17 protein-coding genes are annotated in these 21,720 nt (G+C 49.0%); 7 read left to right on the top strand and 10 right to left on the bottom strand.

Annotation, left to right across the window (positions count from 1 at the left end):
* Nucleotides 1-52: 52 nt before the first annotated feature.
* The 7 genes from L3K52_09550 to L3K52_09520 form a co-directional block, all read right to left on the bottom strand.
* Entirely contained in the window at nt 53-910 is an 858-nt protein-coding gene (locus L3K52_09550; protein UOG90454.1) for a DNA-binding domain-containing protein, read from the bottom strand.
* 2 nt (nt 911-912) lie between these two features.
* Complete coding sequence (locus L3K52_09545) at nt 913-1,833, bottom strand: DUF692 domain-containing protein (GenBank protein ID UOG90453.1); 921 nt, start codon at nt 1,831-1,833, stop codon at nt 913-915.
* Between the two features lie 66 nt (nt 1,834-1,899).
* The gene (locus L3K52_09540) at nt 1,900-4,509 is read right to left on the bottom strand and encodes a ferritin-like protein (GenBank protein UOG93947.1); all 2,610 of its coding nucleotides are present in this window, start codon (nt 4,507-4,509) and stop codon (nt 1,900-1,902) included.
* A gap of 60 nt (nt 4,510-4,569) precedes the next feature.
* Nucleotides 4,570-5,811, bottom strand: a complete 1,242-nt coding sequence (locus L3K52_09535; protein ID UOG93946.1) for a heme-binding protein — start codon at nt 5,809-5,811, stop codon at nt 4,570-4,572.
* Nucleotides 5,808-5,975 carry a hypothetical protein gene (locus L3K52_09530; GenBank protein UOG93945.1) on the bottom strand — a complete coding sequence of 56 codons (168 nt, stop codon included), beginning with the start codon at nt 5,973-5,975 and terminating at the stop codon, nt 5,808-5,810. The genes L3K52_09535 and L3K52_09530 overlap by 4 nt, the downstream gene beginning before the upstream one ends.
* Before the next feature lie 117 nt (nt 5,976-6,092).
* Nucleotides 6,093-6,698, bottom strand: coding sequence for a hypothetical protein (locus L3K52_09525; GenBank protein ID UOG93944.1), 606 nt, complete (start codon nt 6,696-6,698; stop codon nt 6,093-6,095).
* On the bottom strand, nt 6,698-9,256 hold the full coding sequence (locus L3K52_09520; GenBank protein ID UOG93943.1) for a penicillin-binding protein 1A: 2,559 nt from the start codon (nt 9,254-9,256) through the stop codon (nt 6,698-6,700). Before L3K52_09520 ends, L3K52_09525 begins: the two co-directional genes overlap by 1 nt.
* Before the next feature lie 170 nt (nt 9,257-9,426).
* On the opposite strand from L3K52_09520, the gene L3K52_09515 reads away from it, so the two are divergent.
* The 7 genes from L3K52_09515 to aroB all read left to right on the top strand — a co-directional run bounded on the left by L3K52_09515 (nt 9,427) and on the right by aroB (nt 16,378).
* Nucleotides 9,427-10,479 (top strand): pilus assembly protein PilM, encoded by a 1,053-nt coding sequence (locus tag L3K52_09515; protein ID UOG93942.1) that lies wholly within the window; start codon nt 9,427-9,429, stop codon nt 10,477-10,479.
* Nucleotides 10,479-11,126, top strand: a complete 648-nt coding sequence (locus L3K52_09510) for a PilN domain-containing protein (GenBank protein ID UOG93941.1) — start codon at nt 10,479-10,481, stop codon at nt 11,124-11,126. Before L3K52_09515 ends, L3K52_09510 begins: the two co-directional genes overlap by 1 nt.
* A complete protein-coding gene (locus tag L3K52_09505) occupies nt 11,123-11,767 on the top strand; it encodes a type 4a pilus biogenesis protein PilO (protein UOG93940.1) in 645 nt (214 codons plus the stop codon). The genes L3K52_09510 and L3K52_09505 overlap by 4 nt, the downstream gene beginning before the upstream one ends.
* A gap of 89 nt (nt 11,768-11,856) precedes the next feature.
* Nucleotides 11,857-12,321 carry a pilus assembly protein PilP gene (locus tag L3K52_09500; GenBank protein UOG93939.1) on the top strand — a complete coding sequence of 155 codons (465 nt, stop codon included), beginning with the start codon at nt 11,857-11,859 and terminating at the stop codon, nt 12,319-12,321.
* A 20-nt stretch (nt 12,322-12,341) separates the two neighbouring features.
* Nucleotides 12,342-14,726, top strand: coding sequence for a type IV pilus secretin PilQ (locus L3K52_09495; GenBank protein ID UOG93938.1), 2,385 nt, complete (start codon nt 12,342-12,344; stop codon nt 14,724-14,726).
* A gap of 52 nt (nt 14,727-14,778) precedes the next feature.
* Nucleotides 14,779-15,315, top strand: coding sequence for a shikimate kinase (locus tag L3K52_09490; protein ID UOG93937.1), 537 nt, complete (start codon nt 14,779-14,781; stop codon nt 15,313-15,315).
* Nucleotides 15,302-16,378, top strand: a complete 1,077-nt coding sequence (aroB, locus tag L3K52_09485; protein UOG93936.1) for a 3-dehydroquinate synthase — start codon at nt 15,302-15,304, stop codon at nt 16,376-16,378. Before L3K52_09490 ends, aroB begins: the two co-directional genes overlap by 14 nt.
* On the opposite strand, the gene L3K52_09480 is transcribed toward aroB, so the two are convergent.
* From L3K52_09480 to L3K52_09470, 3 genes are read right to left on the bottom strand one after another with little or no spacing between them, the layout of a single operon-like run.
* Nucleotides 16,379-17,695: a DUF3131 domain-containing protein gene (locus L3K52_09480; protein UOG93935.1), complete on the bottom strand. Its 1,317-nt coding sequence runs from the start codon at nt 17,693-17,695 to the stop codon at nt 16,379-16,381. It lies immediately after the preceding gene.
* Nucleotides 17,692-19,512 (bottom strand): cellulose synthase catalytic subunit, encoded by a 1,821-nt coding sequence (locus L3K52_09475; GenBank protein UOG93934.1) that lies wholly within the window; start codon nt 19,510-19,512, stop codon nt 17,692-17,694. The genes L3K52_09480 and L3K52_09475 overlap by 4 nt, the downstream gene beginning before the upstream one ends.
* Nucleotides 19,513-19,524: 12 nt before the next feature.
* Nucleotides 19,525-21,720: a beta galactosidase jelly roll domain-containing protein gene (locus L3K52_09470; protein UOG93933.1), complete on the bottom strand. Its 2,196-nt coding sequence runs from the start codon at nt 21,718-21,720 to the stop codon at nt 19,525-19,527.

Below are 21,720 nucleotides of genomic sequence, written 5' to 3'. Positions count from 1 at the left end.
TTGTCATATCACTGCATTGGCAATCGGATACTCGATGAAATAAGTACAATATTCACCATGTCTTTTCTAGTGATCGGGTTGGATGAATTAGCCCTGTCTCTACAGCAATCGGCAACCAATATATTAATGCATCTTGTAAAGAGTTAGCAGAAAATCCCGTTATCTGTGCAATAATATCTATGTTTTGGTGAATATCGGGTGTTTTCTGAAGCGTCATTAGAAAATGGTATTGCCAAGGTTGCAAGGTGTATAATGAAACTTGGAAGTTCAGCCGGGTAATCGCAACAAAACTCTCTTGTGGCAAAGGAATGGCGGGTGAGGCATCTCCTTTATCAATAGCTTGCAAAAAAGGAATCAGTGGAAAGGAAAGTTCCAGCAGCCGTAGGCAAGGGGGGGTAACTAATATGATGTCAGATTGCTGGAGATAATTGTGTGGTTCAATAAAATAAATAGACTGTGTGTGTTCCAAACCTCTTTCTCGCATGACTTCGGTTCTTTTTCTTTCCAGTCTAGCTAAATCTAGCGGTAATTGCAGGTGTGTATCCCATTCAAAAGGCATGGTGTTGTCTTTAGTTTGGGTTTGCCCAAGAAAATCAGCAAAACTCGCACCTAAATCAAATAGGGTGGTTGATTGTGAGGGATGATTCAAAATATACGTCAAAGCGAAAAAGTCGAATAATTCTTTACCCATCACATTTTTTAAGGCAGGAAAATCAGCTTCGAGGCATTGTAATAATCTTAGGGAGTAGCTATTGAAGTAAATGCTCAAACGCCCTTGGTAATCCCCCCGGATAATGTCGTTTGCCAACAAATCGTGGCGTAACGTTGCGTGTGTGAGTCCTTGGTTCAAACCGACTGGATTTGCTAAAGCGGTTATCATCCATGCTTGGATTTGTTGCAATTCAGGCATTGTCATACGCCACCAAGCTGATAATTTAAGGGTGTCGAGACGGGAGGGCTAGACGGTATTAGTAACGGTGAATGGTCAGGAATGTGACCATCTCTCACCATTTTTGCCTTATACAGTTCTTTTAATAACTCAGGATAACTAGGGATATTAGAATCCCACTCCAATAGCGTTGAGACGCCATCTGTGAGTTCAATCAAACGAGCGTATAGTTGCCATACAATTGTTGGAACTGGTTGGTCATGGGTATCAATAAGATAGGGGGCGTGATACGTAGGACCCGCCAAGTGAATTTGAACCACTTTATCCAGCGGTATTGCCTTAAGATAATCAAATGGATCATAACCATGATTATGACTAGAAACATAAATATTATTCAAATCCAATAACAGACCACAACCTGTTTGCTGTGTTAATTCTGCTAAAAATGTCCATTCAGGGAGGGTGGAATGTGTGAACTCCAGATATGTGCTAGGATTTTCCAAAATAATAGGCTGCCCTAGATAATCTTGCACGATATTGAGTCGGGTTGCCACATGATACAAAGCTTCTTCTGTTAGTGGTAACGGTAAAAGGTCATGTGAATTGATGCCTGAAACGCCTGTCCAGCACAGGTGATCTGAAATCCATACTGGTGATAATTCCGCCGCAAGTGCTTTTAATTGCTTCAAATAAGTCATATTTAAAGGGTCTGTGCTGCCGATGGAAAGCGACACGCCATGCATGACAAGCGGAGTGCGTTCGCGGATACTATCCAGTGCATAGCGGGCATAACCATAATTACCAATGAAGTTTTCACTGATGATTTCAAACCAATCGACCCCAGCGCCGTGCGAAAGAATATGCTTTAAGTGCTTATTTCTTAAGCCAACACCATAACCCAAGTTGGGATAACCCATACGCGATAATTTAGTGGAAGTTGCCATAAATTTGGTTTTTCTGTTAAAAAAGCATTACCCGCTAACACAAGCAGCGGGTAATGCCGGGAGAGGTTACACGGGAGCCAATACCAAACGAATCAGGTCAGTTTCCGGTTTTGTCCCCGGATCTTTGCTTCTGGTCTCCATCACCTTCGTGTAGGCTTTCCAAGCTGTGTCGTAAACCGATTCACCTTGCTTGAAGGTGATAGTTTGCTCCAAGTAGCGTGGTTGATTGGGCGGATTATTTGCTGCACTAACAAAGTCGTACAGTTTCATAGTGAAATCAGCGTCGATACGCTTGCCTGATTCGTCCCGGAAATCTTGTCTACTAACACGTAGGAGCTGTGATGCGGATATAGGCACAGCGCATCCTCCTAATGATTTACACTGGTTGTCAGCAGGAGGGGAATATATATCAGCAGCTTTTTTAGCGCATTCTAACGGCTCAGTGACCAAAGTTTCGCAGTCTTTTGCTACCGTTCCACAAGCGCCTTGCGTTCTGCATGAGTTGGCACCGGCACAGGTGTGGTAAGCCTCTCGTGCGGCACAACTGTTACCCGGATTATCAAAGCTCAGCCCTTGACAAGCATTGTGGAGGGTAGCCAGCTTGTCAGGATTGCCAATACCCAGGCTCAGATTTGGAGTTTCACCATAAACTGCCCAGATAATGGACATACGTCCGTGTGAGGCACGCATAGCACCTAAAGGCAGCGTAAAATTTACATTACCTTTAGCGTCTACATTATCCTTATTCCAAAACTCGCGCAGTGATTGAACAATACCGTAGATACCACCGACGGCAACGCGATTCAGGTCATCAAAACGGTCAGATGAGGTGCCGCGCAGTGCTTTCAGTTCGTTCATCGCAGCAGCAATTGCCTTGGTTGATGGCAGAGGCGAGGGATTACACAAGTTAGGCTGTCGGACAGGATAGTCGCAGTCATCGTTGGTTTCCAGCATGTCACTCGTCCAGCAGTTCCCTGCTTTATGCCAATCGACCCATGTTTCAATATCGCACAAGTTCTCGCGAATTTCTTGGAGACGTTTATAGTGCGTAAAACGAGCGTAATCACACCGTGCTTCAGCATCAGCAGATTGCGGTTCTTTTATCCCACATGCATCGAAAGAGGGGTAATTTGTATTCATGGCATTTTTGTCGGGTTGGTGCGCAGCAAAAACAAAATTTTCCCAACAACAAACATCATACTGAGTCATTTTGAAATTGCTGCGACCCTCTAGGTATGCCGATAAACGTTGCAATAAATAAAGTTTTCCGAAATATTTTACTATAGGAGCCTTCGAGGAAAAATCTTTCCATTTTGGCGTTCCATAATATTTGACAATATCAGTTATATCCTTCTCATCTAACTTGTCGCTAACATCTCTTAAGTGTTCATTGAGATATTTTACGTCGAGCAGCTTTTCAACCTCATCAAAATTGATGTTCCAATTTTCTCTTTGTGCGCGTTTTTGCATGTAAACAATATGGTTCTTTAATCTGTTTGAACCATGATTACTTTGTTTTTGTTCAAATTTTGTACTGTTTTTAATAATATTATCTGCATCAAACACCATTTTTTCTTTAAGGCTCTTTTCGTCTGGATGAGATTTCATCAAAGTAACCAAGAAATGTTCTCCAAAACCATTCATATTGTAGCCATTGGTAGAATCACAAGGCGGATTAATAAAAATCCCAAAAATCTGATAAATCAAGTATTCACAGCGCAACCTGTAAACGAAATCACTACTGTAAACCGATGAACATTCAGTATCTGATGTTAGGGGGAATAGTGAGATCCCCTCGGAGGAATGCCCTTCCCCTTGATCAACAATTGCATTAACCATGTCTTGCAGTTGATCGTTAGAATCTTCTGGAGCTACACAATTAAATGTGGTTTTTATACTTGGGAATTCTATGCCAAGGTGATCCGGTGGAATTTCCTTATTGAATATGAAGTTTTGGATTCTGGTTGGCTCTGCTGCTTCATACAGTATCTGGAACAGGGTTTTACTAGGATCATCCGAATACTTGATGCAAGCATATTTTAACAAACATTCGTACATATGCCCAATGGAGCCAAACAAAGGCAGCGGGTCGCAGGCACTCCATCCGTCAAACGGTACAGTGGGAAAATAACGCTCTAACGCCTCTGGCTTTATCGAGCTTTTTGCCTGTTCCTCTGGTTGTTCAATAGCAAGCATGAGACTGACCATTTCCAAATTTAATGGTCCTAAATTAACTTTCACATGCGAGTAACGTGTTGTATCACGTAAATCAACAATGCCCGGAATCATAGTTTTGTCACTGCCATAGCATGTCCAACCGTGATCACCGTCCTGCAAGGCAGAATGCGTAAAACAAGGTTTTATGCCAATAGCCGACGAAATATTAGCAACCAATTCAAGATGAAACATTTCTTGAATAAAAATCCCAAACATAGCATTAAATGCTTTTTGGTTTTCATTAACTTCATTAGCTAAAGGTTTGATGCCGGGCCACTGACGGTTTTTGTAAACATCGAATTTATTCCCAAATGTTACTTGGTGAAAGCCCTTGATAGAATACATGCTGCTCATGTATAGCGGAATGGTAAACAATTCAACATTAACTGCCATTTGTATGATAGCAATTAATGCTGCTTTGTCGGTTTCTTTGTGCTTGGGGTTTCTATTAGTAAGCATAAATATTACTTTCCTAGATGATGTGGCAACCAATATGTTATTTGTAAAAACTTGAAATCATTAGATTTTACTTTGTGTTTCCTCGCAAGGATCTCTAGGTTTGTGGACGCCTTTGATCATTGTGTTAATGGATATGTGAGGCCAGCGAATTCGACCAGGCAAGTCATCAGAACGAATGACATGGAAATCTAAAATTACAGTTTGTAGATACTGCAAAATTAGTTTAGGTTCAGTATCACCTACAGGTTCGTCTAATTCATGAATCCAAAATGTGGCTCGCATTGCAGCAGCATTTGCTTGCCTAGTGACAAATGGAATATTGAGAATCCCCCCCGTACCGAAGTCAGTATCAAAATATATTTTAGTAGTCCTTTTTATTGGAAAATCGCCGTTAATTTTAAAATTCTCAACGCCAAGTGCTTTCTTGAGATCTTTGAACAATCTTGCTTGAGGCACTACTGGATTAAATTCATCATCTGTACCTTTATCAATTATTGTTTCTCGATATGGCTCCAAATACCCAGCGTTCACTAAATCTTGCGTGGTTCCTTGCGGCATTCCCATAAGAATACTGTCTTCAGGAATTGCAAGGTATTCACGCATTGCGTCATCTGCTTCATCACCATTGATTGCATCTGTGATTTTTTTGAGTTCCTTTTTTGAATACTCCAAAATTTCACAGCTACCTAGCGCTAACACGGAATTACCGTGTGGAATCGTTGCCAATCGAGCCAAATTTAGAGGGATATTTCGCACCGTTGGTTTTCTTTGGATAATTGTTTCGACAGGATTTGTCGTACGCAGAAACAAACCAGGTTCATGATGAATTTTTTTGCAAACTGTTCCTGTTTCTTTTGAACCATCTTCTGTTGGAACATCAGGAAAACTAATTGCTTCTACTTGCGAAATCATCTGAATGTAATTCAAAGTGAGTACTCTTTGATCTACAGTTGTGAATTTTCCGGGTTCGATATTATCGCTTTTATGGCATTTTTCGACTAAATCAGTGTCATTTTCACACTCACTTGCCGGTTCAACACCACGGTTTGGTACGGCTTTATCAACCGTCGTGAACTCTAACGCTTCCAAATATTTATTCGTCAACACACGATAGCCACGGGATTCTGCTTGGTCGGCATCTTTAAAGGGAAGTGCGATGATATTAAATCCGAATTGCTTCCCATTATTTTGCCAAACTCCTTGTGGTAACCATTTAAAAGGACCAAGATCTTCATCACCACTAACACCAGGCGAAATCGAACGTGTCATGTTTTTCATTTTATCTTGCCAAATTTTACTCATTTCTTTTCTCCTGAATTAAAGACTAAGTTAAGATCGGTAAAGTTATTTGCAAAAATCGAAAAAGCTTGCCGCCGACGGATACCATCGCGCACGTGCAAAAGCTGATCAGCGGGAACAGAAGACAACAAAGGATTAACAGATGGTCTTGCCGTGTCGGTGCTCATAACATACGTCCTGTAAGTTTTTCTCCCTACAGAATAAAGCCATAATCACGACGCAGACACTACCTATTTGAATACACTCGAATGAGTCAAGGTCTATTGGTGTTTAAATATTGATGGTCAAATTACATTCAACAACGCGGCAACTTTCTTCCGATCCGCCCGTTTCATCGCCTTGCCCGTGATCGGGCTAATCGGCGCACTCGCAAAGCGATCATCATGCGGAAATACCATCAACTCCACTTCCACATCATCCACATAAAAGCGCAATAGCGGAAAATATTCCTGCTTTTTGTTACCCAAACGGGTACGGCGCTCGTGCACTTGAAACGGAATGTGTTGATCTTCGAGAAAAAATATCACCTGTTCCACCCCATCGGCTGACAAATACAGCGTCACCGCCGAATGCGGGCTGGAGGTCCCCTCCAACGCTGCACCTGTCAAATAAGGGTTGTAGGCTTGCAAAAAATCCATCGCTTCCAACGCCACTTCACGGTGCTGGCGCAACAACGCAGGTTGTGTCTCCGCGTCGAACAATTGAATGCGTTGATGAATTGCCGCCTCAATCTCTTCATTGGTTGGCTGGGAACTGCCGTGGGCAGAAACGCCTAATTGTTCGGCTGCACGCAACTTAGCCAAGCGGTAATCGCGCATTCCCTCTTCGTAAATCAGGCGGGCGGCTTCTTCAGCCACCAAATGGCGGGTTTCTTCACGGGTATTACGCATTAGAACAGTTGCTCAGGAATTTCTACCCGTTCCGGTGTCCGTTGCGGGGCGGGTGCACGCGGTGCGCTACCGTTTTGTGGGGCTTGACGCGGCGCAATGTCACGCTCGCTCTTGTACTGAAAGCCAGCACTTGCATCGTCCGCACGCGACGCACGCCGCCGGGGTTTATCGTTCTCAATACCCAAATCCAAATCCGCTTCTTTCATATCCAGCGGCTTTTCCCATTCTTTCGACGGCTCACCCTTCAAGACACGGTGCATGAAATCAATCCACATCGGTAACGCCACATTGGTCGCCGTTTCGCCCTCGCCTAACTTCGCCATGTCGTCAAAACCGACCCAAGCGACCGTCACAACGCTGGGCGTGAATCCGCAAAACCACGCATCTTTTTGATCATTGGTGGTGCCGGTTTTACCCGCAATGTCTTTACGGTTCAAACTGCGTCCCGCACGCGCTGCTGTTCCTGACTGGGTAACGTCTTGCATCATGCTCACGATCTGGTAGTGAGTTCTGTTATTCAGAATGCGTTTAGCCGCCGGATAAACCCCCTCTTCGCCCACTTTGGGGCGTTCAACAGCCGCCGTTTCCCAAATGGGTCTATCATCAGCCACTTCAGCAGGCGCAGCCGTCTTGCCATCCTTGCCTTCGTAGTCTTTTTCGGGCAGGCCAGTGTTGTCTGCGGCTTGTTTTTCGACCACACACACGTCCGTTTCACCGACGCAAATTCTGGGTGAAGTCTCTTTAAACAATACCTGATGGTTGCGGTCTTCAATTTTGGTAATAAAGTAACTGTCGACTTTATAGCCGCCATTCGCAAACACCGCGTAAGCCGTTGCCATTTCCATCGGCGTGGTCATGGCAGTGCCTAAAGCCAGCGTCAAATTGGGGGGCAAATTTTCCTTGGGAAAACCGAACTCGTGCGCAAAATCAATGGTGTAATTAATCCCAATGCTGCGCAATAAACGGATAGAAACCAGATTACGTGATTTTGCTAACGCTTCGCGTAACGTGGTCGGGCCAATGTACTTGCCGCCGAAGTTTTCAGGTTTCCAATCACTTCCCGGAATATCGATCGGCGCATCATTCACCACACTGGCGGGGGTAAAGCCTTTCGACAAAGCCGCCGCGTACACAATTGGCTTAAAGCTGGAACCCGGCTGGCGCATGGCTTGCGTCGCCCGATTGAATTTGGAATGTTGGAAATCAAAGCCGCCCATCACCGCACGGACGGCACCGTCAGTCGGATCCAGTGAAACCAATGCCCCGCCAACGGTCGGCACTTGCGAAAGCACCCAAGTATTTTTTTCTTTGTCTGTTTGACGCAAGCGCACAATCTCACCCGGACTCACGACATCGCTTACCCGTTTCGGGAAGGAGCCACGGCGATCTTCGCTTTTAAACGCCCGCGCCCACTTCACCGCGTCCAAGCCCAGCGTCACACGGGTTTCACCCACCAATAATTCAGCGCTGCTGGCTCCGGCTTGCAGCACTAAGGCGGGCTGCAAATCGCCAAACGTGGGATAAGACGAGAGCTTGTCGCGCATCTCATCCTCATTTTTCAATTCACTCAAGGACAATTTGTCTTCAGCACCGCGATAACCGTGCCGTTGGTCATAGGCGGACAAGGATTTACGTAACGATTCAGCGGCTTCTTTTTGGGTAGCGGAATCCAAGGTGGTGTACACATGATAACCTTGGGTATAAGCATTGGCTTCACCAAAACGCTTTACAATGTCTGCACGCACCATTTCGGCAAGGTACGGTGCATCCGCATCAATCTCGGTTTTATGGCGTTGCGCGGTGTTGGGTTCGTTGATGGCGGTTTGGTAGTCAGCGGGGGAAATATGACCGAGTTCCAACATGCGCTTGAGGATGTAGTTGCGGCGGATCATGGCGCGTTCAGCATTAGCCAGCGGGTTATAACGCGACGGCGCTTTGGGCAATCCGGCAATCATCGCACTCTGCGCCAAGGTCAGTTCCGCCAAGGTTTTGCCGTAATAAATTTCCGCAGCGGACGCAATGCCATACGCGCGATTGCCCAAGTAAATTTTGTTGAGGTAGAGCTCCAGAATCTGGGGCTTATCCAGCGTCTGTTCCATTTTTATGGCTAATAGCGTTTCTTTAAGCTTACGCTCGAAATTTTTACCGGAATCTAGGAAGGAATTTCGCGCCAACTGCATGGTAATGGTGCTGGCACCTTGGCTGGCAGAACCCGTGGAAACAACACTGCGCAATGCCCGCAACACCCCTTTTATATCAACCCCTTGGTGTTCATAAAAGCGAGCGTCTTCAATGTCTAAAAAGGCTTGTTGCAGATTTTTAGGCACATCATCCAATTTCACTGGGCGACTGCGGTGTTCGCCGTATTCAGCCAGCAGTGCGCCATCGCGTGCATAAATGCGCAATGGCACTTGAATATCGATTTTACGCAATTCCGCTGCATCAGGTAACTGCGGGGAATAGTAAGAATAAAGTGCAAATAATCCCACCGCCCCTAATGTGAGGAGTGCGAAGAAAGCACCAAAAACGAGCTGAAAAAACTTATAGATGAACCGCATGACTACATTGGACTTTTATTCATTTACGCACGGCTCCCGTTTATCTGAAAGCACGCCACCCAAGATGGGCAGAGTAGACTATTTTGGGATTCGACGCTACCATTGCCCTGAAAATAATTAAAAGATACACCTTACAACGTTTAATAATAACAATAACCTCGGAATTGCCTGTGTTTTCAATATATCCCCGAAAAGAAAGCTTACTCGGTCTGGACATCAGCTCTTCCGCCATAAAACTGGTGGAAATGACCCGCAAGGGTCGCGACTACCGGATTGAAAGTTATGCCGTTGCCCCGCTACCGGAGGGCGTTGCCAATGAAAAAGACATCGTGGAACCGGAACCCGTGGGCGAAGCCATCCGCAAAGCCTTGCGTGATAGCCGCTCCAAACTGAAGCATTGCGCTTTGGCGATTCCGACGTCGATGGCTATTAGCAAAATTATTCCCATGCCCGCCTCCATCCCCCAAGCGGAATTGGAAGCGCAAATGTCGATGGAAGCCGAGCAGCACATCCCCTACCCCATGAACGAGGTCAATTACGACTTTGAAATTCTGGGGCCGTCCGCCAATTCGCCGGAAACCGTGGATGTATTGCTGGCTGCCACCCGCTCAGAAAACGTCGAAGTCCGGGTAGCCGCTGCGGAAATGGCCGGTTTAACCGTGGATATTGTCGATACCGAAACCCACGCGCTGGAAAAAGTCCTACGCCACCTGACCAACGAATTGGAACAACACGATTCACTGGCGATCGTCGACTTTGGCGCAACCATGACCGGCATTAGCGTATTCGAGCGCAGTCGCCTCACGTTTTCCCGCGAACAAGCGTTCGGCGGACGTCAACTCACCGAAGAGATCATGCACCGCTACGGGCTGACATGGCAGGAAGCAGGCTTAGCCAAAAAAGAAGGCAATCTGCCAGAAAACTACGTGTCCGAAGTGCTGGAACCGTTTAAAGACAATATGGTGCGCCAATTGCACCGCTTTCTTCAGTTTTACTACGCCTCCAGCCAGAAAGACAGCGTGGCACAAATCCTGATTTGTGGCGGTTGCGCCCGTATCCCCGGTGTGGACGAACAAATTCAATCCACCATCGGCATTCCGGTCAGGGTCATTAATCCCTTCACACGGGTAGCATTGGGGCCGCGTGTCAGCCCGGTGCGTTTCACCAATGATATGCAAGCCTTGCTGATTGCAGCGGGTCTATCACTGCGAGGATTGGAATAATGGCTGGCCTAAACCTCCTTCCTTGGCGAGAAAAAGCCCGCGAGGAAAATAAAAAGCAATTTTTTGCCCTCGTGGGTGGCAGTGTCTTATTGGCAGCGGCAACAGTGTTTGGTGCGCACCAATACATGCAATACGCGATCGAACACCAAGAGCAGCGCAACCAATATTTGACCACGCAAATTGCCGAGTTGGATAGGCAAATCAAAGAAATTGAGCAACTCGACGCCACCCGCCAAGCCTTGCTGGATCGGATGCAAGTCATCGAAGATTTGCAAAGCACTCGCCCCGCTATCGTGCATTTGTTTGATGAAATGGTGAACGCCCTCCCCAAAGGCATGTACCTGCTGCACCTGAAACAAGATGGCACCAAAGTGGAACTCGAAGGCAAGGCCGAATCCTATGCACGGGTTTCCAGTTACATGAACCGGCTGGATGCTTCAACCTGGTTGAGCTCATCCAACTTGAACATTATTTCCACCAAAAAAGAAGGCGACAACGGGGAATTGGTGCTCAGGGATTTCAAACTGGATGTGACCCAATTGCTGCGTCAAACGCAAGATGAGGCCAACGTCGAACCGGGTAAACCCGCAACAAATGCAGCGCCCGATGCCAAGAAACCCAACAAAAAACAGGAGGGTAGTCAATGAAGCTGCACGAGCTTAATAATTTAGCTGATGATCCCGGTAGCGTCTCTTGGTCAATCAAGGCGCTGGCGCTAGGGGTCATCATGATCGTTATTTTAGTGCTGGGCTACCAACTGGTGATTGTGGATGAATTGGAGGCACTCGCCAATGTCGAAGCCAAAGAGCAACAATTGCGTACCGACTTGGAAACCAAACAAAAACGCGCCAGCCAATTGCCACAATACCAAGCCCAAATGGAAGAAATGCAGCGCTCTTTCAGCGTCTTGTTGCGTCAATTGCCTAGCGATACCGAGATACCGGGCTTGATTCTGGATATTTCCGAAAAAGGCTTATCCAATGGTTTGGAGTTGGAACTCTTTGAGCCACAAAATGAAGTGCAAATGGAGTTTTACGCGGAAAAACCCATTAAAATTATTGCCAAAGGTTCATACCGCGAACTGGCGACTTTTGTCAGTGATATTTCCGGGTTGTCACGCATTGTGACCATCAACAATATCGACCTAAAACCCGAAGAGCAAAGCGGACGCTTGCGTTTAGAAGCGACTTTAAAAACCTATCGTTATTTAGAAGACGGTGCCGAGAGTGATGCACCTGTTAAACCCACTAATAAAGTTGCCAGCAGCACCAAGGGGAATAAAGGATGAAAACACCCGCACCCACCCCATTCGTCGCATCTATTAAGTTAATATCAAGTTTTAGCTTAGTATTCTTATTGACGGCCTGTAATAGTGACATGAGTGATTTAGAACAATACGTACAAAGTGTTAAGGCGAAACCAGCCGCGCCAATTGACCCGATTCCCGAAATAAAACCTTATGTACGGTTTATTTACCCTGGACACGAATTAAATCCGTTTGATTCCAAGATTCTTGCCCCCGATACCGTGGCAGACCCCGGCAGCGCCGTTATGCCCGACGCGAATCGTGTCCCTGAATTTTTGGAAGGTTTTCCGTTGGACAGCCTGCGCATGGTTGGCACGCTCAACCAAAATGGTGCATTGTGGGCGCTTATCCGCATCCCGGATGGCGCTATTCACCGCGCTCGCGCAGGCAATTACCTCGGTAAAAATCACGGCAAAATCAATAAAGTTGAAGAAACCAAAGTGATGGTTCAGGAAATTGTCGAAAACGGTTTTGGTGGTTTCAAAGAACGGGAAAATGCCATCGCCCTCTCTGACCTTAAAGATGTAAAAAAATAATACACAGGACTAGCAACAAAATGAAAACAATAAAGCAAAGTGTTGCGTTGGCAATTCTCGTGGCCTGCACCCCTGCCAGCAGCTTGGTGTTTGCAGCCGATAAGCAACTGCAAAATATCACCGCGCAAGCAGCAGGCAATAAAACCGAAGTTCAATTGCAATTCAGCTCCCCTGTGCAGTTGCCCCAAGGTTTTCTCATGGAAAACCCTTCACGGCTAGTCTTTGATTTTCCTGCGACCGACGTTGCCCCCAATACCCGCAGCAAAGCGGTCAATTTGGGGAATGTGCAAACCGTTGATGCCGCCAATAACCAAGGCAAAGCACGGGTGGTGGTACACCTGAATGGCTTGGTCAACCACACGCTAGAATCCCGTGGCAACACCGTTGTCATGTTATTCGACAATAACGGCAAACAGCAAACAACGCCCAACGTGCAGCGCAGCGGCAAAGCCAGCGCCGACAATTTTACCCCCGCGCCCAAACCGTCCCCCTCCATCGTACCAACCGTGACGCCAGCCAGCCAAGCGTTGCCATTGCCGGAATTGCCCGTTCCACAAGCATTGCCGAAAGATTACGCTTGGTATACGCCACCGGATGCTGTCACCCCGCCAGCACCCGTGGTTACGCCTGCACCTAAACCCGTGCTCACACCACCGATGGCAGCAAAACCCGCACCGTTAGCAAGTGTCGCTACCCCGGCACCGATGCCAGTAGCCGCACCAGCCAACACTGTGTCGCAATTACAAAGCGTAGACTTCCGGCGTGAACCCGACGGTAGCGGACGGATGATCATTAATTTACCTTCCGCCGATACCAATGTTAGCGATAGCAAAAGCGGTAACACCATTACCGTTACCTTGGCGGACGTTGACGTGCCCGCGAATTTGCAAAAACGCATGGATGTGATGGACTTCGGCACGCCCGTGAGCAGCATCGACGTGGCACAACGCAACGATGGCGCACGAATTCGCCTTTCCAGCCACGAAGGGTTTGAATACCGCACCAATCGCAACGGCAATGAATACACCGTTTACATCGACAAACTCAAAGTATCGCCCGAAGAAAAACTCGCGAGTGAACAGAAAAAGAAAACCTTTACCGGCGAAAAACTCTCGCTCAACTTCCAAGACATCGAAGTGCGGGCGGTATTGCAATTGCTGGCTGACTTCACCGACAAAAATATCGTGGTCAGTGACACTGTAGCGGGCAATATTACGGTGCGCCTCAAAGATGTGCCGTGGGATCAAGCGCTCGACATCGTGCTCGAATCCAAAAATCTGGCGATGCGCGAAAACGGCAACGTCATTTGGGTTGCGCCTGCCACAGAACTGGCAGCCAAGGAACAACAAGAACTGGAATCCATCAAGTCCAAGCAGGCACTGGAACCCTTAGTGACAGAATACATTGCCATCAACTTCGCCAAAGCTACCGACATGGTAGCGATCATCGAAAAATCCAAGGGTGATGACAAGCAAAATGACAAACAATCCCTGCTCTCCTCACGTGGCAAAGTATCGGTGGATGAACGCACGAACACCTTGTTAGTACAAGACACTGCTGCACAGGTCAGCGCCATCCGCGATTTGATCAAAGTGCTGGACGTGCCGGTCGAACAAGTCCTAATCGAATCACGCATCGTTATTGCCAATGACACCTTCGGCAAAGAACTCGGCGCACGCTTCGGCATTACGCCAAACTGGATCAATCAAGACAGCATTGGCATTGGCACGGGGCATCTTGGCTCCGGCACTGACGATTACTGGGAAAGTGCGACCAAAGCACTGGCTGACCCTACCGGCGACAATACCGTGACAATTCCCGGCCTCAGCGACCGCCTCAGCGTCAACCTGCCTGTCACCGGCGCGATTGGCAGCTACGGCTTCTCCATTTTGAGTAAGGACTTTTTGGTCGATCTCGAACTCTCTGCCTCACAAGCCGAAAGCAAGAGCGAGACCATTTCCAGCCCACGGGTGATTACCTCCAACCAAACCAAAGCGTTGATTGAGCAAGGGGTGGAAATTCCTTACCTGCAAGCATCTTCCAGCGGTGCGGCGAACGTGGCCTTCAAAAAAGCGGTACTCAGCCTTGAAGTCACGCCACAAATCACCCCGGACGAACACATTTCCATGGATTTGAAAGTGAATCAGGACACCGTGGGGCAAATCTTCTCCGGCGTCCCTAGCATCAACACCCGTGAAGTGCAAACCAAAGTGTTGGTAGAAAACGGGCAAACGGTGGTGCTCGGTGGCGTGCATGAGGAAGAAAACCTGAGCGGCACGACCAAAGTTCCGGTGTTAGGCGATGTGCCGGTGTTAGGCCGACTGTTCCGCACCGACAACAACAGCAACAAGAATCGTGAGCTACTGATCTTTGTTACCCCGAAGATTGTGGACAGTAAACGCTAAAGCAACCCACAAGCTGCTTGATTCCCGCGCCCAGTGCTGGCATAAATCCCCCATGCAAAACAGTATCATTCTGGTGGGATTGATGGGCGCGGGAAAATCCACCATAGGCCGACAACTTGCGCGACGACTGAACCTAACCTTCTACGATTCCGACCGGGTGATCGAAGAGCGCACGGGCGTCAGCATCCCCACCATCTTTGAAGTTGAAGGTGAGGATGGCTTTCGCGAGCGCGAAGAACAAGTCATCGCCGAACTCACTGCCCTCCCCGACATTTTACTCGCCACCGGCGGCGGCAGTGTTTTGCGCGAAACCAACCGCCAACATCTCAAAACCGGCGGGTGTGTGATTTACTTAAGGGCTTCTGCCGACCAACTGTTTCAGCGCATCAAACACGACCGCAGCCGCCCCTTGATGCAAACCGAAAACCCCTTGCAAACCTTACGCAACTTGCTAAAAGCCCGCGAACCGTATTATTTGGAAGTCGCTGATTTAGTCGTGCCAACGGGCAAACAAAAAGTGAACGTTATCCTGCGCGACATCCACAACAAACTCAAACAATTACAGGAAGTTACCCATGCAAACCCTTAACCTCGACCTTGGCGAGCGCAGCTACCCGATTCACATCGGGCAGGGCTTATTGCAACAGTCTGAATTGGTAACGCCGCACATCAAAGGCAAAAGCGCGGTCGTCGTCACCAACACCACCGTTGCGCCGCTGTATCTGGAAGCGACGCAACGCTTGCTGACCGGCTTGAAACATTCCGCCGCGATCTTGCCCGACGGCGAGGAATACAAAAACCTCGACGTACTCAACCAGATTTACACCCATTTGTTGGAAAACAAAGCTGACCGCAAAACCACGCTGATTGCACTCGGCGGCGGTGTGGTCGGCGATATGACGGGGTATGCAGCAGCCAGCTATCAACGCGGCATCAACTTCATCCAGATTCCAACGACGCTATTGGCAATGGTCGATTCTTCCGTCGGCGGCAAAACTGGCGTAAACCACCCACTTGGCAAGAACATGATCGGCGCATTCCACCAGCCGCAATGCGTACTGATCGACACCGACAGCTTGAATACGCTGGCTGACCGCGAACTCAGCGCAGGTATTGCGGAAGTGGTGAAATACGGTTTGATCCGTGACCCTGCCTTCCTGCAATGGCTGGATACCAACATGGATCGGCTGCTGGCGCGTGACCCCGAAGCGTTGACCTACGCGATTTTCCGCTCCTGCGAACACAAAGCCGAAGTCGTCGCAGCAGATGAACGTGAGTCTGGGCAACGCGCCTTGCTGAATCTGGGGCACACCTTCGGGCACGCGATTGAAGCCGCAATGGGTTACGGCAACTGGTTACACGGCGAAGCCGTCGCCACAGGCATGGTAATGGCGGCAGAATTGTCGCAGCAAATGGGTTGGTTAGCGGCGGATGACGTGGCTTACACGCGCCACATTTTGCAACGCGCTAACTTGCCGGTTGACCCGCCCGCGCAAATGACGGGCGAAGACTTCACCCGCTATATGTCAGTAGACAAAAAAGTGTTGGATGGCACATTACGCCTCATCCTGATGAAGTCACTCGGCGAATCCATCGTGACGGCGGAGTTTGACCCCGCCGCCCTCAAACGCGTGTTGAATCGGGAAATCTGATTATTTCCCTAACTTCATCAGCTTACCGCCCTGCTTATACGCCAACGCTTCCAAGATGATGCCGTTGGTGTTGGCGGTAATCGCTTTATTCGGTTGACCGCCGACTTCATACACGCCGGAATACCAACCGCGTTCTGGGTCAGCCAAAGTCGCGGCTTTCTCCACCAGCTTTTGGGTGTAGTCGGTTTCATACAGTGCGTGCCAACCGAACGCCGCTTTGGTACTCAAGGTTTTAAACTGGCTGGCATCTTCGCCCTTCTCCGTGATGGCGTTCCAGATTTTGCCATCGGTAAACACGGTGTTGTAAACGAAGTACGGCGGCTGGTCGATATTGTCTTCGGACACAGCGGTGAGAATGCCCGTTTCGGCAAAGCGCTTTTCCTGTGCCTTATACACACGCCACGCCAATTCTTGCGACAGATGATCCCAACCGAATTCCACGCCATCCAAAATGTACGGTTCACTCACCACGTAGTTGTGCGCCCCGTATTGCTGCGCACTGCGGCTATCGGTCGCTACCTGAATACCACCAATGTCCACGAACGTGAGGAAATCGGTGTAACGCAGTGAATTAGAGACATCCAGCCCCATCAAATTGAAGGATTTGGCAGCATATTCTTCATAGCCCAAACGTCCTTCCTGTAGGTATTCGGTTTTGCCATCACCATCGACCACCGCCCCCTGCAACACACCGTTGACCAGCATCGGCTGCGTATCCCAACGTTCCATCACCTTTTTAACGGAAGCCGTGTGTTGCGGGTAATGCCACGCCAACACATTGAGCGGCACGAGCACGCGCCCAATGTCGATTGCCGACCAACCAATGCCTTTTTCACTCGGCTGATTGTTGTAATCCACCATTTGCAAGGAAATGGTGTTGTAGGATTTATTCGGCAACTTGCCCTCAAACAACGCCATTTTCGTCAAGGAATCCAAGGCTTTGAAAATACGCGCATCAAATTCGGTCTGATCAATAATCCCCAAACGCTGCGCCGCAATCACCGCCATCAAATACGACGAAGTATCCCACAACGTGGAGGCGTTATACTTATCAACCGAATTCACCAGCCCCGTTTCAGGAATCGTGTTGTTCTGGAAATACTTCCACGCGGTTTTTGCCCATGCCATTTCCTGCGCGGTTAAGGCACGCGGCGGCGCAATATTCACCTCAGTGCTGATTTCGATCATTGCCTCAGGCGTATTCGCATTGCCCACACTAAGCCCTTCCAACCAGCCCACCAAACCAAACGCGGTGACTAATCCTGTCAAGAAAATCAAATGGCTACGCGCACGCACCAAGCCCTGTTTAAAACTCATACTGTCACCTCTTCTTCTGGTCGCCAAAATGCCGCCATCACAATCCCACTCAACGCCAAAATATTATTCAGCCCCCAAAACAGATTGGTCAAAATCCCACCCATCGAATAATCGCTATTACCCAGCACAAAAAACTGCACGCTGGCATACGCAATCCCCAGCACCGTCAACACAATCACCGCAAATTGCGGCAGCACCAGATGGAAAAAATTACCTTCCTGACGATCTTTTGGTGTCACCGGAAACTTGATCTGTTCACCCTTCAACACCGTCCAAATCGCCTGAAGATTCACCGGGAAAAACGACAAATAACTAGCCTTGGAACGGTAGCCCGCAATCCCCCACGTCCCCACCATAAACGCCAATTCCATCGCAATCAGGAACGGCAAAATGTGCAGGAAAAAATCGCCGGTATACGCACTCACCGGCGCAATCCCACTAAACAAATAAACCAAAGGCGCAGCCAAAAACATCATGTTCCAGATACCGCCAAGGTATGACCATGCCGTTGCGCCATACATCAAGCGTTGCGCCCAACTCATGCCTTTGCGCGTCATCGGATTGTCGTGCATGACAATATCCAACGTACCGCCTGCGTATTTAAAGCGTTGCACTGTCCAACTCAGCAAGTCTTGCGGCGATAACATTTTGGACTCAACCGCCGGATGCAGCACCGATTTCCAATGCCGATCTTCATCCGAATGCAGCACAATCGAGGTGTAAATATCTTCGGAAACGTGAAAACGGTACGGGGTAAATTCCTCCTCACCCGCTACCTGATGGCGCATTTCCTGCACCAAACCACTGTCTAGCTCTTCCCCGCCCATCAGCTTTTGCAACTCTTTGGATTGCTTATCGACTTGCTTTTCGATGGTATCGGAATAGGTTTTGAGCGCCGCTTCCATCACCGCTTCACGCCGATGAATCGAGCCTGCCCCGCAACAAAACGACGCATTCGCCCAGTTACGACGGCGTTGGATAATGTCGTAGAACATTTTTGGCTCATTCACGAACGGGTCTTCGCCGACGCGCATTTCACCGATCACCGCTTCCACGCCTTTGCCCAGCCAACGTCCCGGTGCTTTCAAGTATTTACCCAACACATCGGGTAAACGTTTGCCTTCCGGCAGGTCGAAAAACCATTGCGGGGTTTGTACCCATGCCACATCCGGGTCACGGAAATAACCGAGCGTGTGTTCCAAAATTGTCGGAAACGGGCGCGTATCCGCATCGCAAATCACGATGAAATCGCCGTGGGTTTGCTCCATTGCATTGCGCAAATTGCCCGCTTTGAAACCGATATTGCTGGTGCGGGTAATGTAACCCACACCTTCCTCTTCGGCGACTTGGCGCATTTCGGCGCGTTTGCCATCATCCAGCACGAAAATTTTCAGCTCAATCGAATGCGGATACGTGACCTTTTTGGCATCGCGAATACTCAAACGCACCAGCTCCACGTCTTCGTTGTAGCTGGGGAAAAACACATCCACTTTCAGCGGGCGTTCTTCGCCATGATCAGGGCGCACCACTTCACTCAAGCTGGCAGGCGGCGGCAATTGCTCGTAATCCTGCACTTTCCACAAGTTGAACACGAACAAGCCCAGCCCAAAATAGGAGGCAGTTTCCGCAAATGCCAGCGGAATCGCATACCACAGCGCATCCGGGTTAAGCGAAGCCGTCCACCGCCACCACAAATACCACGCTCCCAAGGTCAGGGCGATGACGGCGAGAAATTGCCAAATGCTTTCCGTTACCGCTGAATATTCCAACGGCGGTTCGGGTTTGCGGTCTTCAAACTTGTCGAAATAGAATCCCATAACTGTGCATTCTTATTGTTGTGGTTGAACGGTGAAACGGTATTCGTTAGTGCTTAACAGCTTGGCTTGCGCGTCGTGGATAGCGGTTTCCAGACGGTATTCGCCCGCATCCAGTACAGGCGCGGTGTAGTCGCGCAAGTGCTGGTGCATATCCGCCGTCAGGTTGAATGCCCATGTTTGCGCATCCAGCGTTTGCTTGCCGCGTAACAGCTTGATGTCATAACGTGCATTCGGGTAATTCGCGGTGCTGTCATTCAACGCCCATGCGCCAAAAGTAATGGTTTCACCGACGGCATAATCCACCTTGTTCCACGCCAGACTCGGCAAAATGGGCTGGTAAGCACGTTGCAAAGCGTAATACCCCGGCTTGGGTTTACGCCAAAAATCCACCATGCCCCAGTTCATCGAAGCCCAGTCTTCCACCAGCATGAACTGGAACAACGCCCCGACTGGACGATACGCTTGGCGACGGTAGGATTCTGCTGCAAGCTGATTTAACCGCGCTTGGTATTGCTGAGTATTATCAATGAATTCATCCAACGTTTTGCCTTGCGGAACTTTGGCAATCTCCAAGGTTTCCTTGCGCTGGAAGTTGTGGAACGCCCATTCCTCCCATGCCGCATCCGTCGTAGGCAATTCTGCTTCATGCCCCAAAATCTTGCGCAAGGTTGCCTTATCCGGCAAGGCTTGCGCCCCGAATTCGGCAATGGTGGCAGTCTTGGTCGGCTTGGCATAATCCAGCCAATGCCCCGAATACCAGCCCAACCACGGGTGTTCTTTAGTGGAGGAAATCATGCTGATTGGACGATTTTTTTCCAACGCCAGAGCAGTACGATGCAGCTTGTTATCCAGCATTTTGTTTTGCTGCGGGTTGTAATCTTTGTATTTCCACTTCATCCAATCCGCATCCCACGGAGGCTCATTGTGCAATGTCCACTGGATGATGGAAGTGTATTGCCCGAATTGACGGATCATATCGCCGACTTGCGACACCGCTTGCTGATGGAATTCGGGCGTATCTTGATAGCCCCATTGCAGCGGGAAATCCTGCCACACCATCAAGCCCATTTCATCGCACAAACGGTAAAATTCAGGGGATGTCACATGCGCGTGAACCCGCACGGTGTTGATATTCGCATCCAGCATCAATTGAATATCGCGGCGAAAATCCGCCGATGTCATGTCACTGAGCCACTGGTTAGCGATGTAATTCGTGCCTTTGAGCTGGATGCGCTGATCGTTGATGCGCCAGATTTCTTGCGGCGAACGGCGGATTTTGCGGAAGCCAATGGTGCGCTCGAAGGAGTCAAGTACTGTGCCGTTGTGTACGGCGTTGACGGTTAGCTTGTAGAGGTTGGGATCACCATAGCCGTGCGGATTCCAGAGTTTGGGGTTATGAATAAGAATAGTTGAAGAGGGCGTATGCAATACGCCCCTACGCGGGCATTGTAGGGGCGTATTGCATACGCCCTCTTCCACAAACCCCATCGGCTCTACAGACCATTGCAATTCTGCATCGGCTGGCAACGCTCCCAGCGTATCCAAATCCACCAACACCTGCCACTGCTCCAGCCCCTGCACTGGCTGCACCTGCACACGTTGCGGCGCAAGCTGTACCTGCGGAGATTGCTGCAAACGCACTTCACCCCAAATACCGCCGGTATTCTGTTCCTGCCCCCGATCCGACCAAGCACCACCGGGGCGCGTATCGTGGTGCGAAAAAATTCCTTTAATCAGTCGCTTACGCAGCGAATAATCTTCCGCCTTTTCCTGCGGACTGTTCACGCGCACCAGTAAAATATTCTCGCCAGCCTTCAAATGCTGCGAAACATCAAAGGCAAAGGCTTGAAAATAGCCTTCGTGCGCACCGAGCTTTTGCCCGTTCAACCACACCGCCGCAAAGTAGTCCACCTCGTCAAAATGCAGGGTAGATACCGTTTCAGGGGACGTATTCGCGTTAAACTTGAGCCGATACCACGCCACGCCATGATGGTCATAGCCTTGCGTGTACCAGTTGCCGGGAACATTGATGGTTTGCCATACAGCTTTGGCGGCGGGCATCGCCTCCGAACCAGATGGCAGAAACTCCCACTGCCCCGCCAACGAACCCGTTTTGCTAACAGAATCAGGCTGACTGGACGGGATGCTGCTGCACCCCTGCAAGAGCAGTACCCACACCATGATGACTGCCCAAACCAACCGCTTCAT

The sequence above is a fragment of the Candidatus Thiothrix sulfatifontis genome (genome assembly GCA_022828425.1).
GTDB classification, from domain to species: Bacteria; Pseudomonadota; Gammaproteobacteria; order Thiotrichales; family Thiotrichaceae; genus Thiothrix; species Thiothrix sulfatifontis.
The sequence above is the reverse complement of the archived record's forward strand: the minus strand, read 5'-3'. Positions and strand labels throughout refer to the sequence as shown.

What these genes read in the sequence shown, in the direction of transcription:
- L3K52_09550 (UOG90454.1), bottom strand. Translation starts at nt 910, where the DNA reads ATGCCTGAATTGCAACAAATCCAAGCATGGATGATAACCGCTTTAGCA.
- L3K52_09545 (UOG90453.1), bottom strand. Translation starts at nt 1,833, where the DNA reads ATGGCAACTTCCACTAAATTATCGCGTATGGGTTATCCCAACTTGGGT.
- L3K52_09540 (UOG93947.1), bottom strand. Translation starts at nt 4,509, where the DNA reads ATGCTTACTAATAGAAACCCCAAGCACAAAGAAACCGACAAAGCAGCA.
- L3K52_09535 (UOG93946.1), bottom strand. Translation starts at nt 5,811, where the DNA reads ATGAGTAAAATTTGGCAAGATAAAATGAAAAACATGACACGTTCGATT.
- L3K52_09530 (UOG93945.1), bottom strand. Translation starts at nt 5,975, where the DNA reads ATGAGCACCGACACGGCAAGACCATCTGTTAATCCTTTGTTGTCTTCT.
- L3K52_09525 (UOG93944.1), bottom strand. Translation starts at nt 6,698, where the DNA reads ATGCGTAATACCCGTGAAGAAACCCGCCATTTGGTGGCTGAAGAAGCC.
- L3K52_09520 (UOG93943.1), bottom strand. Translation starts at nt 9,256, where the DNA reads ATGCGGTTCATCTATAAGTTTTTTCAGCTCGTTTTTGGTGCTTTCTTC.
- L3K52_09510 (UOG93941.1), top strand. Translation starts at nt 10,479, where the DNA reads ATGGCTGGCCTAAACCTCCTTCCTTGGCGAGAAAAAGCCCGCGAGGAA.
- L3K52_09505 (UOG93940.1), top strand. Translation starts at nt 11,123, where the DNA reads ATGAAGCTGCACGAGCTTAATAATTTAGCTGATGATCCCGGTAGCGTC.
- L3K52_09500 (UOG93939.1), top strand. Translation starts at nt 11,857, where the DNA reads ATGAGTGATTTAGAACAATACGTACAAAGTGTTAAGGCGAAACCAGCC.
- L3K52_09495 (UOG93938.1), top strand. Translation starts at nt 12,342, where the DNA reads ATGAAAACAATAAAGCAAAGTGTTGCGTTGGCAATTCTCGTGGCCTGC.
- L3K52_09490 (UOG93937.1), top strand. Translation starts at nt 14,779, where the DNA reads ATGCAAAACAGTATCATTCTGGTGGGATTGATGGGCGCGGGAAAATCC.
- aroB (UOG93936.1), top strand. Translation starts at nt 15,302, where the DNA reads ATGCAAACCCTTAACCTCGACCTTGGCGAGCGCAGCTACCCGATTCAC.
- L3K52_09480 (UOG93935.1), bottom strand. Translation starts at nt 17,695, where the DNA reads ATGAGTTTTAAACAGGGCTTGGTGCGTGCGCGTAGCCATTTGATTTTC.
- L3K52_09475 (UOG93934.1), bottom strand. Translation starts at nt 19,512, where the DNA reads ATGGGATTCTATTTCGACAAGTTTGAAGACCGCAAACCCGAACCGCCG.
- L3K52_09470 (UOG93933.1), bottom strand. Translation starts at nt 21,720, where the DNA reads ATGAAGCGGTTGGTTTGGGCAGTCATCATGGTGTGGGTACTGCTCTTG.